Source organism: Panacibacter microcysteis, from assembly GCF_015831355.1.
Classification (GTDB): domain Bacteria; phylum Bacteroidota; class Bacteroidia; order Chitinophagales; family Chitinophagaceae; genus Panacibacter; species Panacibacter microcysteis.
On record NZ_JADWYR010000005.1, the window covers coordinates 1 to 16,320 of the forward strand.

The window sequence follows — 16,320 nt, forward strand, 5'->3', positions numbered from 1 at the left end:
ACGATGGAAAAACTATTATTACACCGCTAAACTAAGCGAGGTAACCATGCAATCAACCTGAGCAGCCGACGCACAAAAAATATTTTCTTAGCTGTAAAGGGCACGAAAATATTTTTCGCCAACACACACATAAACATCTTAATAAATCAACCTTATTCAGGATGTATTATCTTAGTCAACCAGTAACAGGATTATTAACCAAATCAGTCAACTTTTTTCAGGACGGGTCAGTTCTTTATTGTACTTCAGTTCGGGCAGGACGTTATAAATTTGGCTTATGAATAAAACCTCAGCAATATTGCAATCATTGGGCTTCAGTTATGGGCAGACGGAATGCTAATTCCCCAACAAACGCCAAGCCTTTTTCGTTGTACGTCACCTTATGCGACACCTTTTAACATTCATATTGATAATTTCCTTTAAGGTCTCTTACGGATAGGACTTTGCATATCCTTCAATAAAAGCAAAAGGTCAAAGTTTTGCTGGTTTGTATCCCTCCGGCCAAGTACATGTGGATAATCTAAGAATTAGTTTTCATGAGTCGTTTTTCTGTTTCGTGTGCCACGAATCAAGGCAATGACCAGCGATACAATTGGAATTAACAACAAATCAATACATAGATTCCGGGGCAAATTTTGCATTCACGGCGTGAAGCTTGGCTTTTTTGAAAAGGCGGCAGCAATATTGCAGTGTAAGATAGATCAGGATAGTCATCTCTGAGATCTATAAAACTAAAATATATGCAAATGCACTACGAACGAATTGGCCAGGGAAAGCCACTCTTGCTGATTCACGGTATTGGAGGCAGTTGTAAATCGTGGGATTCAATTATTGATCAGCTTGCCCTTCAAAGAGAGGTTATCGCTATTGACTTGCCCGGTCATGGAAAAACGCCTGCATTAAAAGGTGAGGTTTCTATCCGCACACTTGCAGATGCAGTGACGTTGTTTTTACAGGAAAACAATATGACCGGAATTGATACTGTTGGTAGTTCTATGGGCGGAAGGCTAGTGCTGGAGCTATTTCGCAGAGGAAGTGTGCTGGGTGCAGTAGTATCGCTGGATCCCGGAGGGTTCTGGAAGGGCTGGGAGATACCATTTTTTTACAACACTATTGCAGCCTCTATACGGATTGTGCGTTTATTACAACCGATTATGCCCGGCATTTCTAAAAGTGCTATTGGCCGGTCATTGTTACTGCTGCAATTTTCTAAAAAACCTTCGCAACTTTCCCCACAACTGGTATTGAACGAAATGCAGGCATACGCAGCATCTCCGTCATTTGATGAATTGTTACGAAATCTTGCATACGGCGAGCAACAAAAAGGAGCGCCACATGAATATCGGGCTAAACCACTGGCAATTGGATGGGGTAAAAATGACCGGGTATGTTTTCCAAAGCAAGCTGCCAGGGCAATAAAACTATTTCCGGATGCCACATTGCATTGGTTTGAAAACTGTGGGCATTTTCCACATTGGGACGCTCCACAAAAAACAATTGAACTGATTTATAAAACAACCGGCTAATAAGAGTGCGCAGGCCAATGATAGTATAAAGCAGCTGATTTTTGCCTATTAGTTGGGAAACCCTTGACAGCGCATATCGAGAATTAAACAAAGACGGCATTAAAGATGTTGCAATCATTCTTCAGCTTAAGGATAGCGTTTCGATAATAAATGGTCTATAAGGTACCGTTTTGACACAGCCACGAATTTTGATTATCCTTCTTAAAAATCGTTTTGATAGGAGTTTCGCATTATTTGAACAAAGCAGCTGATTTATTTTGAAACACGATAACTCCGCAATGGATGACCCATATCAGGAAATGACGATTAAAATGGAGTTCTGGAAATTAAGTTTCATCATTTTTACAACATCGACAGTCGGTATGTGATAAACTCTGATTATAAACGTTGAAAACACTAAAGACATCATACTGAACCGTATACCTCGGAAGTTGAAACAGACATTTACTTATAATGACAAAACGGCGAACGTACAACATAAGGTTTTGTGCAATTGGGGCTCGACGTTGAAGCAATCAGCAGCAGTGCATATCCAAACTTCATATTCAGCGGACGTAATTCTGTTGGGCAGTAGTTCTAAACTTCGGCTTTTAGTTATAAATTTAGCTTCAGTTCCGGGCAGACAGTTGGTTAATTCCCCAATTGCACAAAGCCTCGATCGTTGTACGTCACCCTATTGAACATCCTACACATATTTAAACATCCATGACTTTGCCGACCCGACCCCACGCTATTTTTAGCACATTGCAAGGCACACAAAACCCCGACACAAAGCCAACCTTGCAAAGAGCTAAAAATGCCAACGCACAGCCCACCCACCCCGGCTGACGAATATCTATCATCATTTGTTCGACACTTCAGCAACATACCATTACTGAACACCAAAGCCCACCCACCACCCCACAGTGGACACATGACAAATGGGTAACTGATTGAGAGGCAAACCAGCATATAAATATTATCTTCGACACTTTAAAACTATTATGGGACGTTCGACAGTACATTACGCAGACAATAAGACAAACAACGCTTTAAAAAAGCTACATAACAAGTTACGACCTGCTGGTACGCCTGTTCAACGAGTTGAGTATATCATTGAATTGCTTTTATTGAGAATATTTGAAACCAAAATAAAACAAGACGAAGAATTTAAGCCTTTACGCAAACTCTTTTCGGCTGACTATGTTTGGAAAAATCCAAAGACAGGTGTTGAGGAAACAAACGAAAACCGTCTGTTCTCTTATTTGCCCACAGTTTCTAACGAGCAAATTTTATCAGAACTCAACGACAATTTCTTTCCATTTTATTCCAGCATTTTACAATTACTGGCAAATTTTAAAGGTCGCCGAAGCGACCTTTAATAACTGATTGATTTTCAAGTGCCCAGAACAGGAATCGAATTATTTCATGTAACTCAGTACGACATTGAGTTTTAGCAGGTTTGGTCAATTTCAAGTAACAAAACAGTAACAAACCTTTATTGTCAAGCAGTGAAGCGATCAGGCTTTTGAGCTTCCTGTAAGTTCTCGTAAAAACAATGCAATTGATCATTTGTATCCATGACGACAATAGAAAATACCTTTTTTCTGATTTCCTCATCACATTTTTCCCAAAGTATGTCGAATAATATGTCAATAGCTTCTGAACAGTCCATGTGATCAACCCAATCGACTTTAACTTGAACAATGTAAGATGTTGAGTTATCACCGGGATATGCTTCAAATACACATATATCAAGCAAGGGATACCCTTTATTTGCACATTCATCTCTGAATGGTTGCAAAGCGACCTCTAATTCGTTTCTATCCATTTTAATATTCCCTTTGGATCTTTTAGTAAAGTTATTAACTTTTGCACATCTGTGGCTTTAAAGTGCCCACAAGGTTTGTAACGAGCATTTTCATCCCATGCTGTAAATAGAAGAGAATTTGTTCTGGCCAGTAAAATATTTGAAGCTTTTTCATTGTCAAAGTCCAATTTAAGCCCGCTAAAAATTAACAATATAAAAAGATTATGAGTTTTAACGGCTTTTCTTACTTCACTGATTCCTTGTATTAAATTTAAATTTCTATCTCCATCATTGAATAAGTTTGGAATTCCTAATCTTTCGCAAATCTTTGCCTTTAGCATTAACTCAACACTATACCCGGCTAAGTAAAATGCACCATCACATTTATTATTATTAATTAATACTTCAGCCTCATCCAATCGTTGCCAAGCTAACTTTATGATTTCTGCTGGACTTGTCATGAAGACAAAATTAAGTGATGGTAGCAAAATTTTGCTGCATAACAGAAACGAAGCTGAAAACTTCTATATTAATTTTTTTGTATGATTATTCATTTTTAAGAATAGTCATTCATCTAAACTATCAAGTAGTTTCTGTCTGCTGCAGCAACCTGATTAAAAAACCTTTGTGTCTTTTTCCAGCAACGATTATGGATATTAGCATTTCGTCCTTTTTTCTGCAAGACACATCATTTCAAACCTTTCCTAATTGTATATTTCAATTTTGCTTTATTGGTTTCATGAATAGCTTGCACATTCATAGTCCTTGTTACCATCCCCTTAATGATATTCTGATGGGTGTTATCTGGTGATTTATAGACTGTTATTATACCATCTATTTCATACCAATTATCAGCATTATAATAGGTTTTATCAAATCGTAAAAGCATTAGTGCCTCTTGATTCGATTCTCTATTTGCAAATTGATTGAAATCACAGCTATTTTTAATCTGTATTATTCAAGCAGAACTGACAAACCTTATTCATTAAACACTCGCCATGCAAAGGATTTGTAGGCCTACAAGCATCCCTCCCCAAAAATGACATGCACATTCCTGCATCCCATTCTTTCTGTGGTAAGATTTCCATCATTTCTTTTTCAATCTTTTTAGGATCTTCCGTAGCAACAATACCCAAACGATTGGCTACACGGATGGTATGTAAGTCTACCACAATACCCTCCGCTTTTAATCCTGCATATCGCATAATTACGTTAGCGGATTTCCTGCCAATACCGGGCAGTTTTACAAGTTCGTCCATAGTAGTGGGTATAGCGGCATCTTTCTTTATTTGCTTTGCTATATCAATTAACCACTTTGATTTGTTACCAAAGCTTCTCACTTTGCTTATCAACGGATGAAGATCTTCTGGCAGTGCTGCTGCAAGCTTAGCCATGTTTGGGTAAGCTTTGAATAAATCCGGCGCAAGCTGATTAATCAAATTGTCTGTAGTTTGCGCGGACAACACGACCATCACCAGCATTTGATATAAGTTTTTAGCATGCAGTGGATGCGGTTCATCCTTGTATTTTTTGATCAAAGGCCTCACGGCTTTCGCCCAATCTGTTTTTGAATTGTCCATGTTCAATTTTTTACAGGTGACCACTCCTCAACTGTTATGCCCCACTCTTTGATTTTCAGCGGAAGCAGGGCGCTGAGATGCTCCAACAGCATTGATTTTTTTGTGTAGTAGTTCAATTTAATTTTATCGCTTTCGGCTGTATCAACAACAATTGGAAAATGAAACAAATCCGGTTCATCTGAGAATAGATAAAATATGAATACTGGACAAGTTGTCTGATGAACGTCCATACATATCCGTAACATTGGTTTGTTGAAAATATTTGAAGCGTTCAAGACCATAACTTCGGCATGGTAATGTTTTCCATCAAAATCAACAAGCAGTTCAAATACCTTTGTTTTCACACATAAAGATTACATGTACACTTGTTCTATTTTATTTCCAACCGCTTTGACAAAAGCAGGAGCGATATCAGTTGTGGCTTCCCATTCAGCATCTTCATTTAAACCAATGACTGTTATTACATTGTTACCTTCCTGAATGAGGTAAGTGACCTGATCTGTTTCGTCCTGTGGAAATATCTGCAACTCTTTTCCCTGAACATGAATAACAATTGAACCGCTCATGGCTATTATTTTGAAGGTGGTTTAATTATAAAGTTAAAGCTGGTTAAGATGTTTGCTAACAGACTACCGGCTCCAAATCTTCATACTGGCAGGCTTCTTTCGGGTTTGTAACTTCCTGAAAGTCTTTTGCAATGCTGAACGCCGTCATTTGTTCAGCAGCAAATTGGCTGGTAGCAATTTCTTTTATTCTTTCTTCGCCCAATCCTTCACTGATCCATTCCAGTGCTAAATCTTTGGTCAGTATTGTAGGCATCCGCATTTTTGAATTGTGCACCTGGCTCATGAGTTTATTGGCAGGAGCAGTACACAATGCAAAAGTTGGCGTTACCATTTCAATTAATTCCCCTGTTTCTTTGTCTGCCTCTGCATGCCTCCACGGATTCCAGATACCTGCCATCATGATGAACGGCATCTCAGTTGAAGTAAGCTTGATATGGTAGGGATATTTGTTGGGCGTTTTTAAGGGGTGCCCTGTTCGTTTGTTGAGGGGGTAAATGTGCCGCCATTCATAAAAACCATCTACGAATATCACACAACGCCTGTTTAGTGCAGCATCCCGGTACATCTTCTTTTCCAGTATTTCTTCACCTATGGCATTCAGTGTAACATATCCGGTTCTCCACACACCCTTTTCATCTTTGTGACCATTCCAGAAACGTTGTGCTTCTTCCCAATTCTTAACATGATTAGGTAGAAAACCCCACATCATGTTAGCAAGGTGTTTCTTTTTATCCTTCCGGCCAATCAGCATTACCGGATGCATGGGATGGTTGAAGCCGTTCAGGTATTGCGCCTGCGGGAAATCCATTTCCAGCTGTTCTTCGACAATCAATCCGGGAAAATAATCTAAAATGCTTTCCAGCTTAACCGTAAATGCAATATGGTAACACATCGTCTATGTTTTTTCAATTTCATCCAGTTTCACCCTTACACTTTGACTTCCAAACTTCAAGTTAACAAATAACTCTCCAAAAATCAGTTCCAGTTTTGGATGTACGGTATAGTTTGCCGGTATGCGCCAGTTTGTTTTTGTATCAATATACCGGCGCATGTTTTGTTCCAGCATCCTGTGCATACCTGTTTCTACCGCCGCAGGATCACCGATCAGCGAAGAAAAAACAACATATTTAGAGTCAGGCTGTAACATCGTTTTCAGCTTAGTTAAGTGGGCAGTTTGTTGTAAGTCAATTATTGCTGCAAAACGGTCATTTGTCAAGGCATTTTTGTGAATAATGGCAAGACCCTTATCGTCATAATGGGTTAGAAGAATACACTCCTTATTGTCATTAAACATGTCAGCACCTCTTTTAAAAGTCTGCGCTACCAGATAATACTTTTTTGCATTCAAAAATGCATTGATGAAACGGGGCTGAAATCTTTCGTGTGGGTTAAACATCATTAATCTTTTATAATTACTAACTCATCAATATTGGTGCTGTAACGCTTTGATAGGAATTCGGCTCTCAGGCGATATTTCTTCTCAAAGCCCTGTGAAGCAAAGCGGACAATATCTTTCCCAAAAACCCTGTTTACTTTGTCGAATGCCTGCATCATTGTTCGTTGTTTGGTACGCTCTGCAGTATCAAAAAAACTATACTGAATCTTGTCCTGCGGAATAATATCCAGCACCATTACGCCACACTTCATAAAGTTATAGCCGGGCTTGTAAATAATACTCAGGCCTTTCAGGGCATATTTGATTAATTCACTCGTGATGTTCGATGCAACTTCCAGCGCTAATGTGACACTATGCATGTATTGCTGATCCTGTGTCCTGTGAGGGTTTGTCTGTAAAAAAACATTCAACCGGGCAGCACAGGCGTTTTGTTGCCTCAGTTTAAGGGCACATAAAGCCGTATAATTGGTGACCGCTTCAGCAATTGTTTTATATTCGGTAATCAATTTTCCAAAAGATCTTGACGTACAAATATTCTTTTTAGCCGGAGGCGTAAATTCCCATTTAATGGAAGCCTGACCCCTTAACTCATGGATGAGCCGGAGACCTACCACACTCATTTGTTGCCTGATCCAGTCATCAGGTGCGCTTTTTAAATCCATCGCTGTTTTAAAGCCTTTGAGCGTCAGCTTACGGGCATACTGCATACCGATACCCCAAATATCACCCACCTCGGTAAAGGCCAGCATTTCGTCAATCAGCCGCTGATCCGCTGCCCAGTACACACCCACATCTTTATATCGCTTTTTTGCATAGCGGTTGGCCATCTTTGCCAATGTTTTTGTAGGTGCTATTCCCACAGTAACCGGGATGCCGATATGCTTCCTTATCGTTCTCCTGATTTCAACAGCCAGCTTCAGCAGGTCCGTATGTTGTAGTTCATGCATATCAAGAAATGCCTCATCAATTGAATAAATTTCCATCCGCGGAACAAAAGAAGCCAGCGTTTTCATTACCCGGTCACTTAAATCACCATACAAGGTGTAGTTAGAGGAAAAGATTTTTACATTATGTTCTTTTAACTGTTCCCTGATCATAAACTCCGGCGTACCCATCACAATACCAATTGCCTTTGCTTCGTCACTCCTGGCAATGGCACAACCATCATTGTTGCTTAGTACAACAATAGGCTTACCCTCCAGTTTGGGATTGAATAAGCGTTCACAGGAACAGTAGAAGTTGTTACAATCCACTAAAGCGTACATGGTTTTAAATCTTTTGTCTGTGTCACGATTCCTGTTACCACACCCCAAATCTCGGCTGTAAAATCACCGGTTAATACTATATCAGCCACCTTCGGGTTTGCTGCTGCCAATAAGCATTTAATTTCATTAATAACGAGGTATCTAACTACAAATTCGCCGTTTACCACGGCTACCACTATTGAGCCGTTAACAGGGGTTTGTGATCTGTCAACGACCAGTAACGCCTTAGGCGGTATAAAAGCATTGACCATGTTTACGCCATCATTACGAAAGAAGAAAGTTGATAAGGGATTAGGCGCCAAAACTTCGTTTAAGTCAATCCTATCCTCAATATAGTCTGCTGCTGGTGAAGGGAAGCCCATAGTCCAATTTTAAGGACAAAACTAAAAACTATTTACTAAAATACTTAGCTTAATGTACTAAAATATTTAACAGTTGGCCTGGTCCGGTATAGTACGCCCTGTTATTGTCATAGCCCGGGGAGCACTGACAGGGCATCGATACCCGGACTGATAACAAAATCTCCCGCGGTGGTTGTTATTAATTGCGTTGAGGAGTTACATGACGATTTCAGCCTGGGAAAGTTTATGCCGTTTTATGACTTCTACAATTTTTGCAAAATATTTTCCATCCAGTCTTCCGGGATTGCATGGAGGGATTCCTTCAATTTCTCCGCCCAGAGCCTGGAGATATTTTCCAGGTCTTTCATTTCATATCGCTTTTGGACAATGGAATAACTGTCTTTTTTGTACAATACGACATCGATCGGGAATTCAACATCGTTGGAACTTACCCTGGTAGAATCAAAAGAGAGAAAAGCAGCCTTTAATGCCTGCCGCATATCGGTGTCCTCATTGATCACGCGGTTCAGGATCGCTTTGCCCTGGCCTGAATTGCCAATGATGACAAAGGGACTGCCTTCATCCAGTTCGATCCAGTTACCTTCGGTATACAACAAGAAGAGTTTGTGGTCCTCATCGTGTTTCAGCTGACCACCCACAATTGCGTTCAGATCAAAACGATAACCCGCCTTTACAAGTGACTCGCGGTCTTCTTCTGCAACACGTTTTATCTGTTCGCCAAATGCATTGACCGCTTTATACAACTTATCATATACGATGCCCCCGGCGACAAGCTCTGTAAAATAATGTACTGCTTTATCCCGTACCGACCGCAACCCGCTTGTCATAATAAATAAACTGCTGCCATCATTTTGCTGGACATAGACTTTTTTCTTGACAGTCGTATTTGTACCGGCGGAGATGCGCGTATCGGCAAGGCCTACCAGTCCCTCTTTTAGTTTAATCCCCAAACAATAGGTCATACAGGTAAATTGATAAGTGAGGAAGGCAACACAAATGTACCAACCGTTATGCATTGATGAATTGTATACCGGTTAAATCCGGCATGCTGCGTATAATTTTGCCCTTCGGCCGGATAAACTGATGCTTCACTGCCTTCAAAAATCGTGGCATCAATTTTCCTTTTGATAATGTATAAAAATACACTTTATGGAAAACAATCAAAAAAACCAGGGCACACAACAGCCCGGCGCAGGAAATGCGGGCGAAACCAGGAAAGAAAACCAATCTCAGCCAGGTTCCAGGCAGGAGGGCGGCACCGACCAGCAGCAGGACAATACGCAACACCAGGGCCAGCAACAGGATGATGGCAACAACAGGCCTGATCAGCAGAGACAGCAAGACAAGTCTCGTGAACAACAACAGGACAACAATTCAGACACTGGCAGCATGGAAAGAAGTGCTGATCAGCAAACAAACAGAGGCATGTAAACCTTTGTCTAACGATTAGCCATCACATTCTTACCGGCGGGTTTTGAGACCCGCCGGTTTTTTTGAGGTATGTCCGGTAAAATGTCAACGGGCATAACGGTCACGCCTTTGCTGACCTGTTCCTGTTATGGAAAATTGTCCGTCCGGGTCTTTTCGCGGTGCAAGCGCGGGAAGGCACCAGTTTCAGCAATCATTTATGGGCCATCTCTCATTATGAGTCTTCACAATGCGATATTGGTCACTAGGCGGATGCAGCAGTCATCAAAAGCCTCCGGCATGGCGGCTGGTTTACTGTACATCAGATGCCATTCGCCCCGATTCGTTTGCTGTGCCTCCATCTTTTGTATATAAGCGGATTGTGATACCGGAAAGTGTTTATTCCCCCATTTGCGGCACAAGCCCGACCGCGTTGTGTACAGCATCGCCGGTATACTTTAACATAATTCGTCTTTTATAATCGTATCTGCTAAATGCTTTAAAAATCCGGTTCATCCGGCATTTCATTTGGTGCCCGTTCACTCCTTTCCAGCAGCATGCGAAACCGGTTTGCCGGTATTTTTGCTAATGCCCTGCTCACACTTGCAGACCAAGCGGTTTTACCCTGGTGCTCTTCCACCCAATAATGTTCCGGCAAAATTGAATCGTCGCAACAATAAAATTGCTTCACGGAACCGTCGGCAAACTCAAGCCACAGGTGTACAACCAGCGGAATGCTTTCCAACACTGCGCGTGTGTGGTAGCGGATGCTTTCATGCAAAACAGGCAACTCGAAGAAAACAGGCTTGCTATTGCTCATCATTCATATGCTTAAGTAAGCTAAAATAAACTAAATTATTTAGTATAGGCCATTTGCTTTTTATTGTGAGAGATGATGGTCAGGGGATTTTCCTCTGGCCGGGTACATCCATGCCTTTAATTTACTTTATATTCAGCATACCAAAATTATGTTTATGGGCGGGTCGACATAAACTCCTCAGATATCAATACATTGTAATAGTTCGAAAATGAGAATATTATCCCCGGATACCGAGTTTAAAATACCAGAAATTTTTTTTCAAAATTGTTTGCTTAAACGATTAAAGACACTATCTTAGCTGAGAACTTTTTTTAAAACATTGCTTAAACGATTAAGTAGCCGATTTTGAAGACCTTTTCAGTGGTTTTCTTAAGCATAATCTCTTACGGATCAGCATTTTTGGAGAAAGTTCAACATTCCATCACAAATTGCTTAAACGATTAAGGCCATGAATCTAACCTTTTATTTGAATAAGAAAGTGGTAGGCTATCTGCCCCGAGTCAAACTTTCAATCTAACCGGAGGCTGCCTCAAGACAGCAGCTTCTTCCTTTTTACAACAATGACATTGTGCCGTCTCACTTAAAAAAGTGTGCCGCTACATTATTGCCTGAACTTAAAACATTAGTAAGATGTATCCATCAATTCCCGAAAGCCGGCAATTGTCCTGTGCTTCGGTCTCCTTTAAATCAACCAGTCTTCTTGGAAGATTTCTCGGCCTCTTATTGATAGGCCTTATTTTGCCTGCTGCCATCTTTGCCCAGTCCACGGTGACCGGTAAAGTGACGGACGAAAACGCTTTGCCACTGGCTGGTGTCAGTGTCCGCATAGAAGGAACCCAGATAGGCACCACCACTGATTCAAGTGGCGCTTTTTTTATCAGAGCCGCGAAAGGGCAGGTTCTTGAAATCAGTTATATCGGAAAAACTACAGAAAAAATAACCCTTGGTAATAACCAGTTTGTAAACGTACTGCTCAAGGACCAAAGCGGAGGTGGGCTGGACCAGGTCGTTGTAGTCGGTTACGGTACGCAGGCAAAAAAAGACCTGACCGGATCGGTGGGCGTCGTATCACAATCTAAAATGGACAACCAGGCTACAGTTGGTATTGGCCAGAATCTCCAGGGCAGGCTGGCCGGTGTGCAGGTGATCCAGAACGATGGAACGCCATACAGCGGAACATCCATCAGGATAAGGGGAGCTGGTTCTTTCGGCGCTTCAAGTGATCCGCTCGTTGTAATCGACGGTATCATTACCAATGACGGGCTTGCAAACCTGAACCCCAATGACGTGGCTAACATAACCGTTTTAAAAGATGCCGCATCAGCAGCCATCTATGGCTCAAGAGGGGCAAACGGAGTAGTCATTGTGACGACAAAAAAAGGAAATTTCGAAACGCCGATGAAAGTAGATTTTTCAACCTTTGCCAGCGTTGACCAGGTCCGGTATATGATACCGACACTGACTGCAAAGGAATATGCTGTGCAGGTGAACGATTATTATGGTGCTGCTAATTTACCCCAGCCGTTCACGCAGGCAGAGATCGACGCATACGGCGAAGGCACCAACTGGGTAAAGGAAATTACGCAGCCGGGGATGAAACAAAATTATGCATTGTCCATCAGCGGGGGTACGAAAAGCAATATCTATGCACTGAGTGCCAATTATTTTGCGGGAGATGGTGTCATCAAAAACACTGCGTTTAAACGAGGCAACGTCCGTCTAAGCAATGATAACCGTCTTTCCAACACCCTGAAGGTGGGTTTGAGTCTAAATGTAAATTACGGTGTCTCCAACAATAGCGACTGGGGCCAGGCGATTGACCGCGCCCTGATATTCCCGTCAACCCAACCGGTGTATGACGCAAATGGTGAATACAGCGCGGCCACACATAATGGAGAGCCCGTGACCATGCTCAATCCACTGATCCCGGTCAATCTCTGGAAATACAAACAGACGTGGAAAAAGCTGCTTGGTACGACCTATCTGGAATGGAGTATCCTCAAAGACCTTAAATTCAAGACTTCTTTCAACACGGAATATTATACCTGGAACCAGGACCAGTTTATACCCTCTTACAAACATGGACCTTCGGGATTGATCGGAGATCATCCCATTGCCGAGTTGTACGTAAACGGAAATGAAAATGTCAATTATTCTTTTGATAATATCCTGACTTACTCGACAAAAATCAGGGGTGTACACAGCCTTACTGCAATGGCCGGGTATACTTTTCAGGAAACCAACGGGTCCAGCATCGGAGCTTCGAGGAACAGCTTTCTAAACAACGATCCCAATATGCAGGTGCTGGATGCCGGTAACAGTAACATCAGCAACAGTGGTTCCAAGTATTCATGGGCAATCCAGTCTTACCTCGGCCGGATAAATTATGGCTTCCAGGACAAATACCTGCTGAGTGCCAGCCTCAGGGTGGATCAGACGTCCCGTATTTCCAAAGACAACCGGACCGGTGTTTTTCCCGGCGCTTCGGCGGGTTGGGTGATTTCCAAAGAGCGTTTTTTTGAAAACGTCAACTTTGTCAGCAACTTAAAACTCAGGGCAAGCTGGGGTATCCTTGGTAACCAGGCGATCGGAGAATATCCTTACCAGACAACGCTCAACTCAACCGGGCTATATTATCCTTTCGGTGCAGGTGGGGAGGGCGTAACTTATACGGGTGTTGGTCCGACCAGCCTTGGTAACCCAAATATCTTGTGGGAAAAAACCACCACTTACGGCGCCGGTCTGGAGGCAGGGTTTTTACAGAATAAGCTCAGTTTTATAGTGGACGTCTATAAACGGAATACGTCCGATATCCTGGTACAGGTGCCCTTGCTATCGACTTCCGGTGTCACCAATGCCCCCTACCAGAATGCGGGCAGGGTTTCTAACAGCGGGATCGAGTTAACGCTGGGCTACGCGGATGCTGTAGGTAAATCATTCAGCTACGATATCAGTGTGAACTGGACATATAATAAAAACCGCGTTACAGCAGTTCCTTCTCCTATAATCAACAACTTCAGCCGTATACAGGAAGGACATTCCATTAATGAATGGTACGGCTATATCCAGGAAGGAATTTTTCAGACAACGGAAGAAATCGAAAAGGCGCCCAGCCAGCCAAATGCTTCTCCCGGCGATATACGTTATAAGGACATCGATAACAACGGGGTGATTGATGCCAATGACAGAACGTTTCTGGGGCCGTCGATCGCACAACATTCGTTTGGCGGCAGTATAGCACTAGCTTACAAGGGTTTTGATCTGGTGTCCAGTTTTTATGGTCAGATCGGGGCATCAAGAAGTATTGACCAGGTAGGCTTCGCCATCACGAGGGGCGGAGAACAGACTTCTGCATGGATGTACCGGCAAAGGTGGACCGGTCCGGGTACCAGTAATTATGTGCCACGCGTGGTGGCAGGTGACCCCAATGACAATTACCGCCGTTCTGATTTCTGGTTACGTTCATCAGATTTTCTCCGGCTCCAAAACCTGCAGGTTGGTTATGATTTTACTCCGCTCCTGGGCGGTGGCGCTGCGAGGGTGATTCATAAAGTGCGGTTTTACGTAGCAGCACAAAACCTGTTTTGTATCAATTCTTATCCCGGGTGGGACCCCGAACAGAGTATCAACGGCGGTTATCCGATGCCCCGGTCTTTTTATGCCGGTATCAATTTACAATTCTAAGCGAATAAATTTATTATCATGAAAAATATCATTATCGTTTCCCTGATGCTGATGGTTGTTGCTTCCTGCACGAAGCAACTGGACAAATCGCCTTACGGGGTGGTGTCTACGGAAAACTTTTATAAGACCGCTGCCGATGCAGAAATGGCGGTCACTGCGGCCTATAAATCATTCCAGACACTGGACGGACAAAATGGTTGGAATACACGTGCGGGGTATACGCCTATGGGTGATATTACCGGACCTGACGTACAGGCACATCCGGACCTGGTGGTGTATTATCAGATTCAGCAATCGATTATTTCACCAAGCTCCGACCAGATTTTGATGCTGTACCAGCGTTGCTACAGTGCCCTCCTGCTGGCTAACGTGGCCATTGAAAAAATTCCTGCCATTGAGATGGATGAACAGGTGAAGTCCAGGTTTATGGGTGAACTGTATTTTATAAGAGGATTCTGGCTTTTTCGCCTGGGATATATGTTTGGAACAGCCCCGCTGGTGACAAGCCAGTTGGGTATTGCCGATTTAAATGTGCCTAATTCCAAACGGGAAGCTGTATACGAAGCAGGTAAATCAGTAAATAACTATACCGTTACAAAAAGTGACTTGTTTGATCAGGCGGAGACAGATTTCAAAATGGCGCTTCAGCAGCAGATTGCAGACCGGAATACAGGCGATCTGATGGGAAGGGCCGATAAAGGTGCGGTCAAAGCGTATCTCGCGCAGATATACTTGTATGAGCACCGCTGGAATGATGCCAAGCTGTTGCTTGAAGAAATCATGTCATATGGCTATGCGTTGTTGCCTGATTACAACGATGTTTTTAACGGTACACATGACAACAGTTCAGAAGCCGTTTTTGAAGTGCAGTATACTGCGATGAATCAAAAAGGAACAGATAATTTTGGCACTGTACTCACTGCGCCAAACGGTGAAGGGTATGTAGCCGGCGGTGGATGGGGCTGGACCAGGCCGACGCCCGATCTGGAATCAGAATACGAGGCAGGCGATCCGCGACTTGTAGCTTCTATTTTTCGTAAAAACAAAGATGATTTCTTCGGGCAGCTTTTTTTAGATAAGGTGAACGGTACCGGTTTGGGAATCAGGAAATGGTGTATTGCAAATGCCCCCAATAACAATGGCGTTACGGTAGACCAGGTCAGCTGGAATAACTCGGCTAATTACACGCTTGTCCGGTACGCGGAAGTGTTACTGTGGTACGCCGAAGTGATGAACGAACTTGGCAATCCGGCTGCGGCAGCCAGCTATGTGAATATGGTGCGTCAGCGAACCGCAACGACAACCGATCCCAATACGATTAATCATGATGTCGTCGGGGAGTTACCACCGGTTTCCGGTGCGCAGGGATATGAAGAAATGTTCTGGACAATCGTGCATGAAAGAAGGATTGAACTGGCTTTCGAAGGAAAATTTGGCTGGGATCTGCGGCGGTGGGGAATAGCGGAAGCATATCTGTCAAACCCTTCCAGGTGGCAGAACGAAGTAACGCCGGGCTATTTTAAATTTAAAGAAGGCAAAGACGAGATTTTTCCTTTGCCCCAGATAGAAATTGACAGAGCGGGTGGGACGCTTGTTCAAAATGCCGGCTACTGAGCCTGATCTGCAATAACCACTGCAGACAGGCGCTGCCGGTGTATCCGGATGCCCCGGCATCCGCGTCATGATGCGGTGCCCGGGAGCGGAAAAATGTATAAATGGATTTAGGTCACTGAAAAAATTGTAGTATGAAAGCAACGTTATTGTGTTTATGTTTCGCGCTGATTGCCGTACAACTGAGTGCGCAACAAAAGTTCAACGGCATCAATTCAAACATGAGTAACATTTACCAGTTATCTGATGCCAAAACAAGAAGTATAAGCCCGGAAAATTTTAAGGGCGAAAAAGGCAAAGGTGGTATGGCCACC

Annotated in this window: 16 protein-coding genes and 1 pseudogene; 6 read left to right on the top strand and 11 right to left on the bottom strand. The window is 42.8% G+C overall.

Annotated elements, in window-relative coordinates:
* The first annotated feature begins 746 nt into the window (after positions 1-746).
* Both I5907_RS21290 and I5907_RS21295 read left to right on the top strand, forming a co-directional pair.
* Positions 747-1,526: an alpha/beta fold hydrolase gene (locus I5907_RS21290; protein ID WP_196992885.1), complete on the top strand. Its 780-nt coding sequence runs from the start codon at positions 747-749 to the stop codon at positions 1,524-1,526.
* A 983-nt stretch (positions 1,527-2,509) separates the two neighbouring features.
* The gene (locus tag I5907_RS21295; RefSeq protein ID WP_196992886.1) at positions 2,510-2,887 is read left to right on the top strand and encodes a hypothetical protein; all 378 of its coding nucleotides are present in this window, start codon (positions 2,510-2,512) and stop codon (positions 2,885-2,887) included.
* Between the two features lie 122 nt (positions 2,888-3,009).
* Here the strand turns inward: I5907_RS21295 and I5907_RS21300 are convergent, their stop codons facing one another.
* The 10 genes from I5907_RS21300 to I5907_RS21345 form a co-directional block, all read right to left on the bottom strand.
* Positions 3,010-3,336, bottom strand: coding sequence for a hypothetical protein (locus tag I5907_RS21300; protein WP_196992887.1), 327 nt, complete (start codon positions 3,334-3,336; stop codon positions 3,010-3,012).
* Positions 3,318-3,776 carry a hypothetical protein gene (locus I5907_RS21305; protein WP_196992888.1) on the bottom strand — a complete coding sequence of 153 codons (459 nt, stop codon included), beginning with the start codon at positions 3,774-3,776 and terminating at the stop codon, positions 3,318-3,320. Before I5907_RS21305 ends, I5907_RS21300 begins: the two co-directional genes overlap by 19 nt.
* A gap of 483 nt (positions 3,777-4,259) precedes the next feature.
* Positions 4,260-4,895: an endonuclease III domain-containing protein gene (locus I5907_RS21310; protein WP_196992889.1), complete on the bottom strand. Its 636-nt coding sequence runs from the start codon at positions 4,893-4,895 to the stop codon at positions 4,260-4,262.
* A gap of 2 nt (positions 4,896-4,897) precedes the next feature.
* The gene (locus I5907_RS21315; RefSeq protein ID WP_196992890.1) at positions 4,898-5,239 is read right to left on the bottom strand and encodes a hypothetical protein; all 342 of its coding nucleotides are present in this window, start codon (positions 5,237-5,239) and stop codon (positions 4,898-4,900) included.
* Between the two features lie 9 nt (positions 5,240-5,248).
* Entirely contained in the window at positions 5,249-5,461 is a 213-nt protein-coding gene (locus I5907_RS21320) for a hypothetical protein (RefSeq protein ID WP_196992891.1), read from the bottom strand.
* 55 nt (positions 5,462-5,516) lie between these two features.
* On the bottom strand, positions 5,517-6,353 hold the full coding sequence (locus I5907_RS21325; RefSeq protein ID WP_196992892.1) for an SOS response-associated peptidase: 837 nt from the start codon (positions 6,351-6,353) through the stop codon (positions 5,517-5,519).
* 3 nt (positions 6,354-6,356) lie between these two features.
* On the bottom strand, positions 6,357-6,860 hold the full coding sequence (locus I5907_RS21330) for a hypothetical protein (RefSeq protein WP_196992893.1): 504 nt from the start codon (positions 6,858-6,860) through the stop codon (positions 6,357-6,359).
* On the bottom strand, positions 6,860-8,122 hold the full coding sequence (locus I5907_RS21335) for a Y-family DNA polymerase (RefSeq protein WP_196992894.1): 1,263 nt from the start codon (positions 8,120-8,122) through the stop codon (positions 6,860-6,862). The genes I5907_RS21330 and I5907_RS21335 overlap by 1 nt, the downstream gene beginning before the upstream one ends.
* Positions 8,110-8,484, bottom strand: a complete 375-nt coding sequence (locus I5907_RS21340) for a LexA family protein (protein WP_196992895.1) — start codon at positions 8,482-8,484, stop codon at positions 8,110-8,112. Before I5907_RS21340 ends, I5907_RS21335 begins: the two co-directional genes overlap by 13 nt.
* Before the next feature lie 242 nt (positions 8,485-8,726).
* Positions 8,727-9,446 carry a proteasome-type protease gene (locus I5907_RS21345; RefSeq protein WP_196992896.1) on the bottom strand — a complete coding sequence of 240 codons (720 nt, stop codon included), beginning with the start codon at positions 9,444-9,446 and terminating at the stop codon, positions 8,727-8,729.
* Positions 9,447-9,633: 187 nt separating this feature from the next.
* On the opposite strand from I5907_RS21345, the gene I5907_RS21350 reads away from it, so the two are divergent.
* Positions 9,634-9,915, top strand: a complete 282-nt coding sequence (locus I5907_RS21350) for a hypothetical protein (protein ID WP_196992897.1) — start codon at positions 9,634-9,636, stop codon at positions 9,913-9,915.
* A gap of 475 nt (positions 9,916-10,390) precedes the next feature.
* Here the strand turns inward: I5907_RS21350 and I5907_RS21355 are convergent, their stop codons facing one another.
* Positions 10,391-10,714, bottom strand: a complete 324-nt coding sequence (locus tag I5907_RS21355; RefSeq protein ID WP_196992898.1) for a hypothetical protein — start codon at positions 10,712-10,714, stop codon at positions 10,391-10,393.
* A 627-nt stretch (positions 10,715-11,341) separates the two neighbouring features.
* Here I5907_RS21355 and I5907_RS21360 point away from each other — a divergent pair.
* The 3 genes and pseudogenes from I5907_RS21360 to I5907_RS21370 all read left to right on the top strand — a co-directional run.
* The gene (locus I5907_RS21360; protein ID WP_196992899.1) at positions 11,342-14,395 is read left to right on the top strand and encodes a SusC/RagA family TonB-linked outer membrane protein; all 3,054 of its coding nucleotides are present in this window, start codon (positions 11,342-11,344) and stop codon (positions 14,393-14,395) included.
* Between the two features lie 18 nt (positions 14,396-14,413).
* Complete coding sequence (locus I5907_RS21365) at positions 14,414-16,009, top strand: RagB/SusD family nutrient uptake outer membrane protein (protein WP_196992900.1); 1,596 nt, start codon at positions 14,414-14,416, stop codon at positions 16,007-16,009.
* 131 nt (positions 16,010-16,140) lie between these two features.
* Positions 16,141-16,320, top strand: a pseudogene (locus I5907_RS21370) (hypothetical protein); the annotation flags it as partial.

Excerpts from the sequence above, each read along its gene's own strand:
- I5907_RS21290 (WP_196992885.1), top strand. The coding sequence starts at position 747 with ATGCACTACGAACGAATTGGCCAGGGAAAGCCACTCTTGCTGATTCAC.
- I5907_RS21295 (WP_196992886.1), top strand. The coding sequence starts at position 2,510 with ATGGGACGTTCGACAGTACATTACGCAGACAATAAGACAAACAACGCT.
- I5907_RS21300 (WP_196992887.1), bottom strand. The coding sequence starts at position 3,336 with ATGGATAGAAACGAATTAGAGGTCGCTTTGCAACCATTCAGAGATGAA.
- I5907_RS21305 (WP_196992888.1), bottom strand. The coding sequence starts at position 3,776 with ATGACAAGTCCAGCAGAAATCATAAAGTTAGCTTGGCAACGATTGGAT.
- I5907_RS21310 (WP_196992889.1), bottom strand. The coding sequence starts at position 4,895 with ATGGACAATTCAAAAACAGATTGGGCGAAAGCCGTGAGGCCTTTGATC.
- I5907_RS21320 (WP_196992891.1), bottom strand. The coding sequence starts at position 5,461 with ATGAGCGGTTCAATTGTTATTCATGTTCAGGGAAAAGAGTTGCAGATA.
- I5907_RS21325 (WP_196992892.1), bottom strand. The coding sequence starts at position 6,353 with ATGTGTTACCATATTGCATTTACGGTTAAGCTGGAAAGCATTTTAGAT.
- I5907_RS21330 (WP_196992893.1), bottom strand. The coding sequence starts at position 6,860 with ATGATGTTTAACCCACACGAAAGATTTCAGCCCCGTTTCATCAATGCA.
- I5907_RS21335 (WP_196992894.1), bottom strand. The coding sequence starts at position 8,122 with ATGTACGCTTTAGTGGATTGTAACAACTTCTACTGTTCCTGTGAACGC.
- I5907_RS21340 (WP_196992895.1), bottom strand. The coding sequence starts at position 8,484 with ATGGGCTTCCCTTCACCAGCAGCAGACTATATTGAGGATAGGATTGAC.
- I5907_RS21345 (WP_196992896.1), bottom strand. The coding sequence starts at position 9,446 with ATGACCTATTGTTTGGGGATTAAACTAAAAGAGGGACTGGTAGGCCTT.
- I5907_RS21350 (WP_196992897.1), top strand. The coding sequence starts at position 9,634 with ATGGAAAACAATCAAAAAAACCAGGGCACACAACAGCCCGGCGCAGGA.
- I5907_RS21355 (WP_196992898.1), bottom strand. The coding sequence starts at position 10,714 with ATGATGAGCAATAGCAAGCCTGTTTTCTTCGAGTTGCCTGTTTTGCAT.
- I5907_RS21360 (WP_196992899.1), top strand. The coding sequence starts at position 11,342 with ATGTATCCATCAATTCCCGAAAGCCGGCAATTGTCCTGTGCTTCGGTC.
- I5907_RS21365 (WP_196992900.1), top strand. The coding sequence starts at position 14,414 with ATGAAAAATATCATTATCGTTTCCCTGATGCTGATGGTTGTTGCTTCC.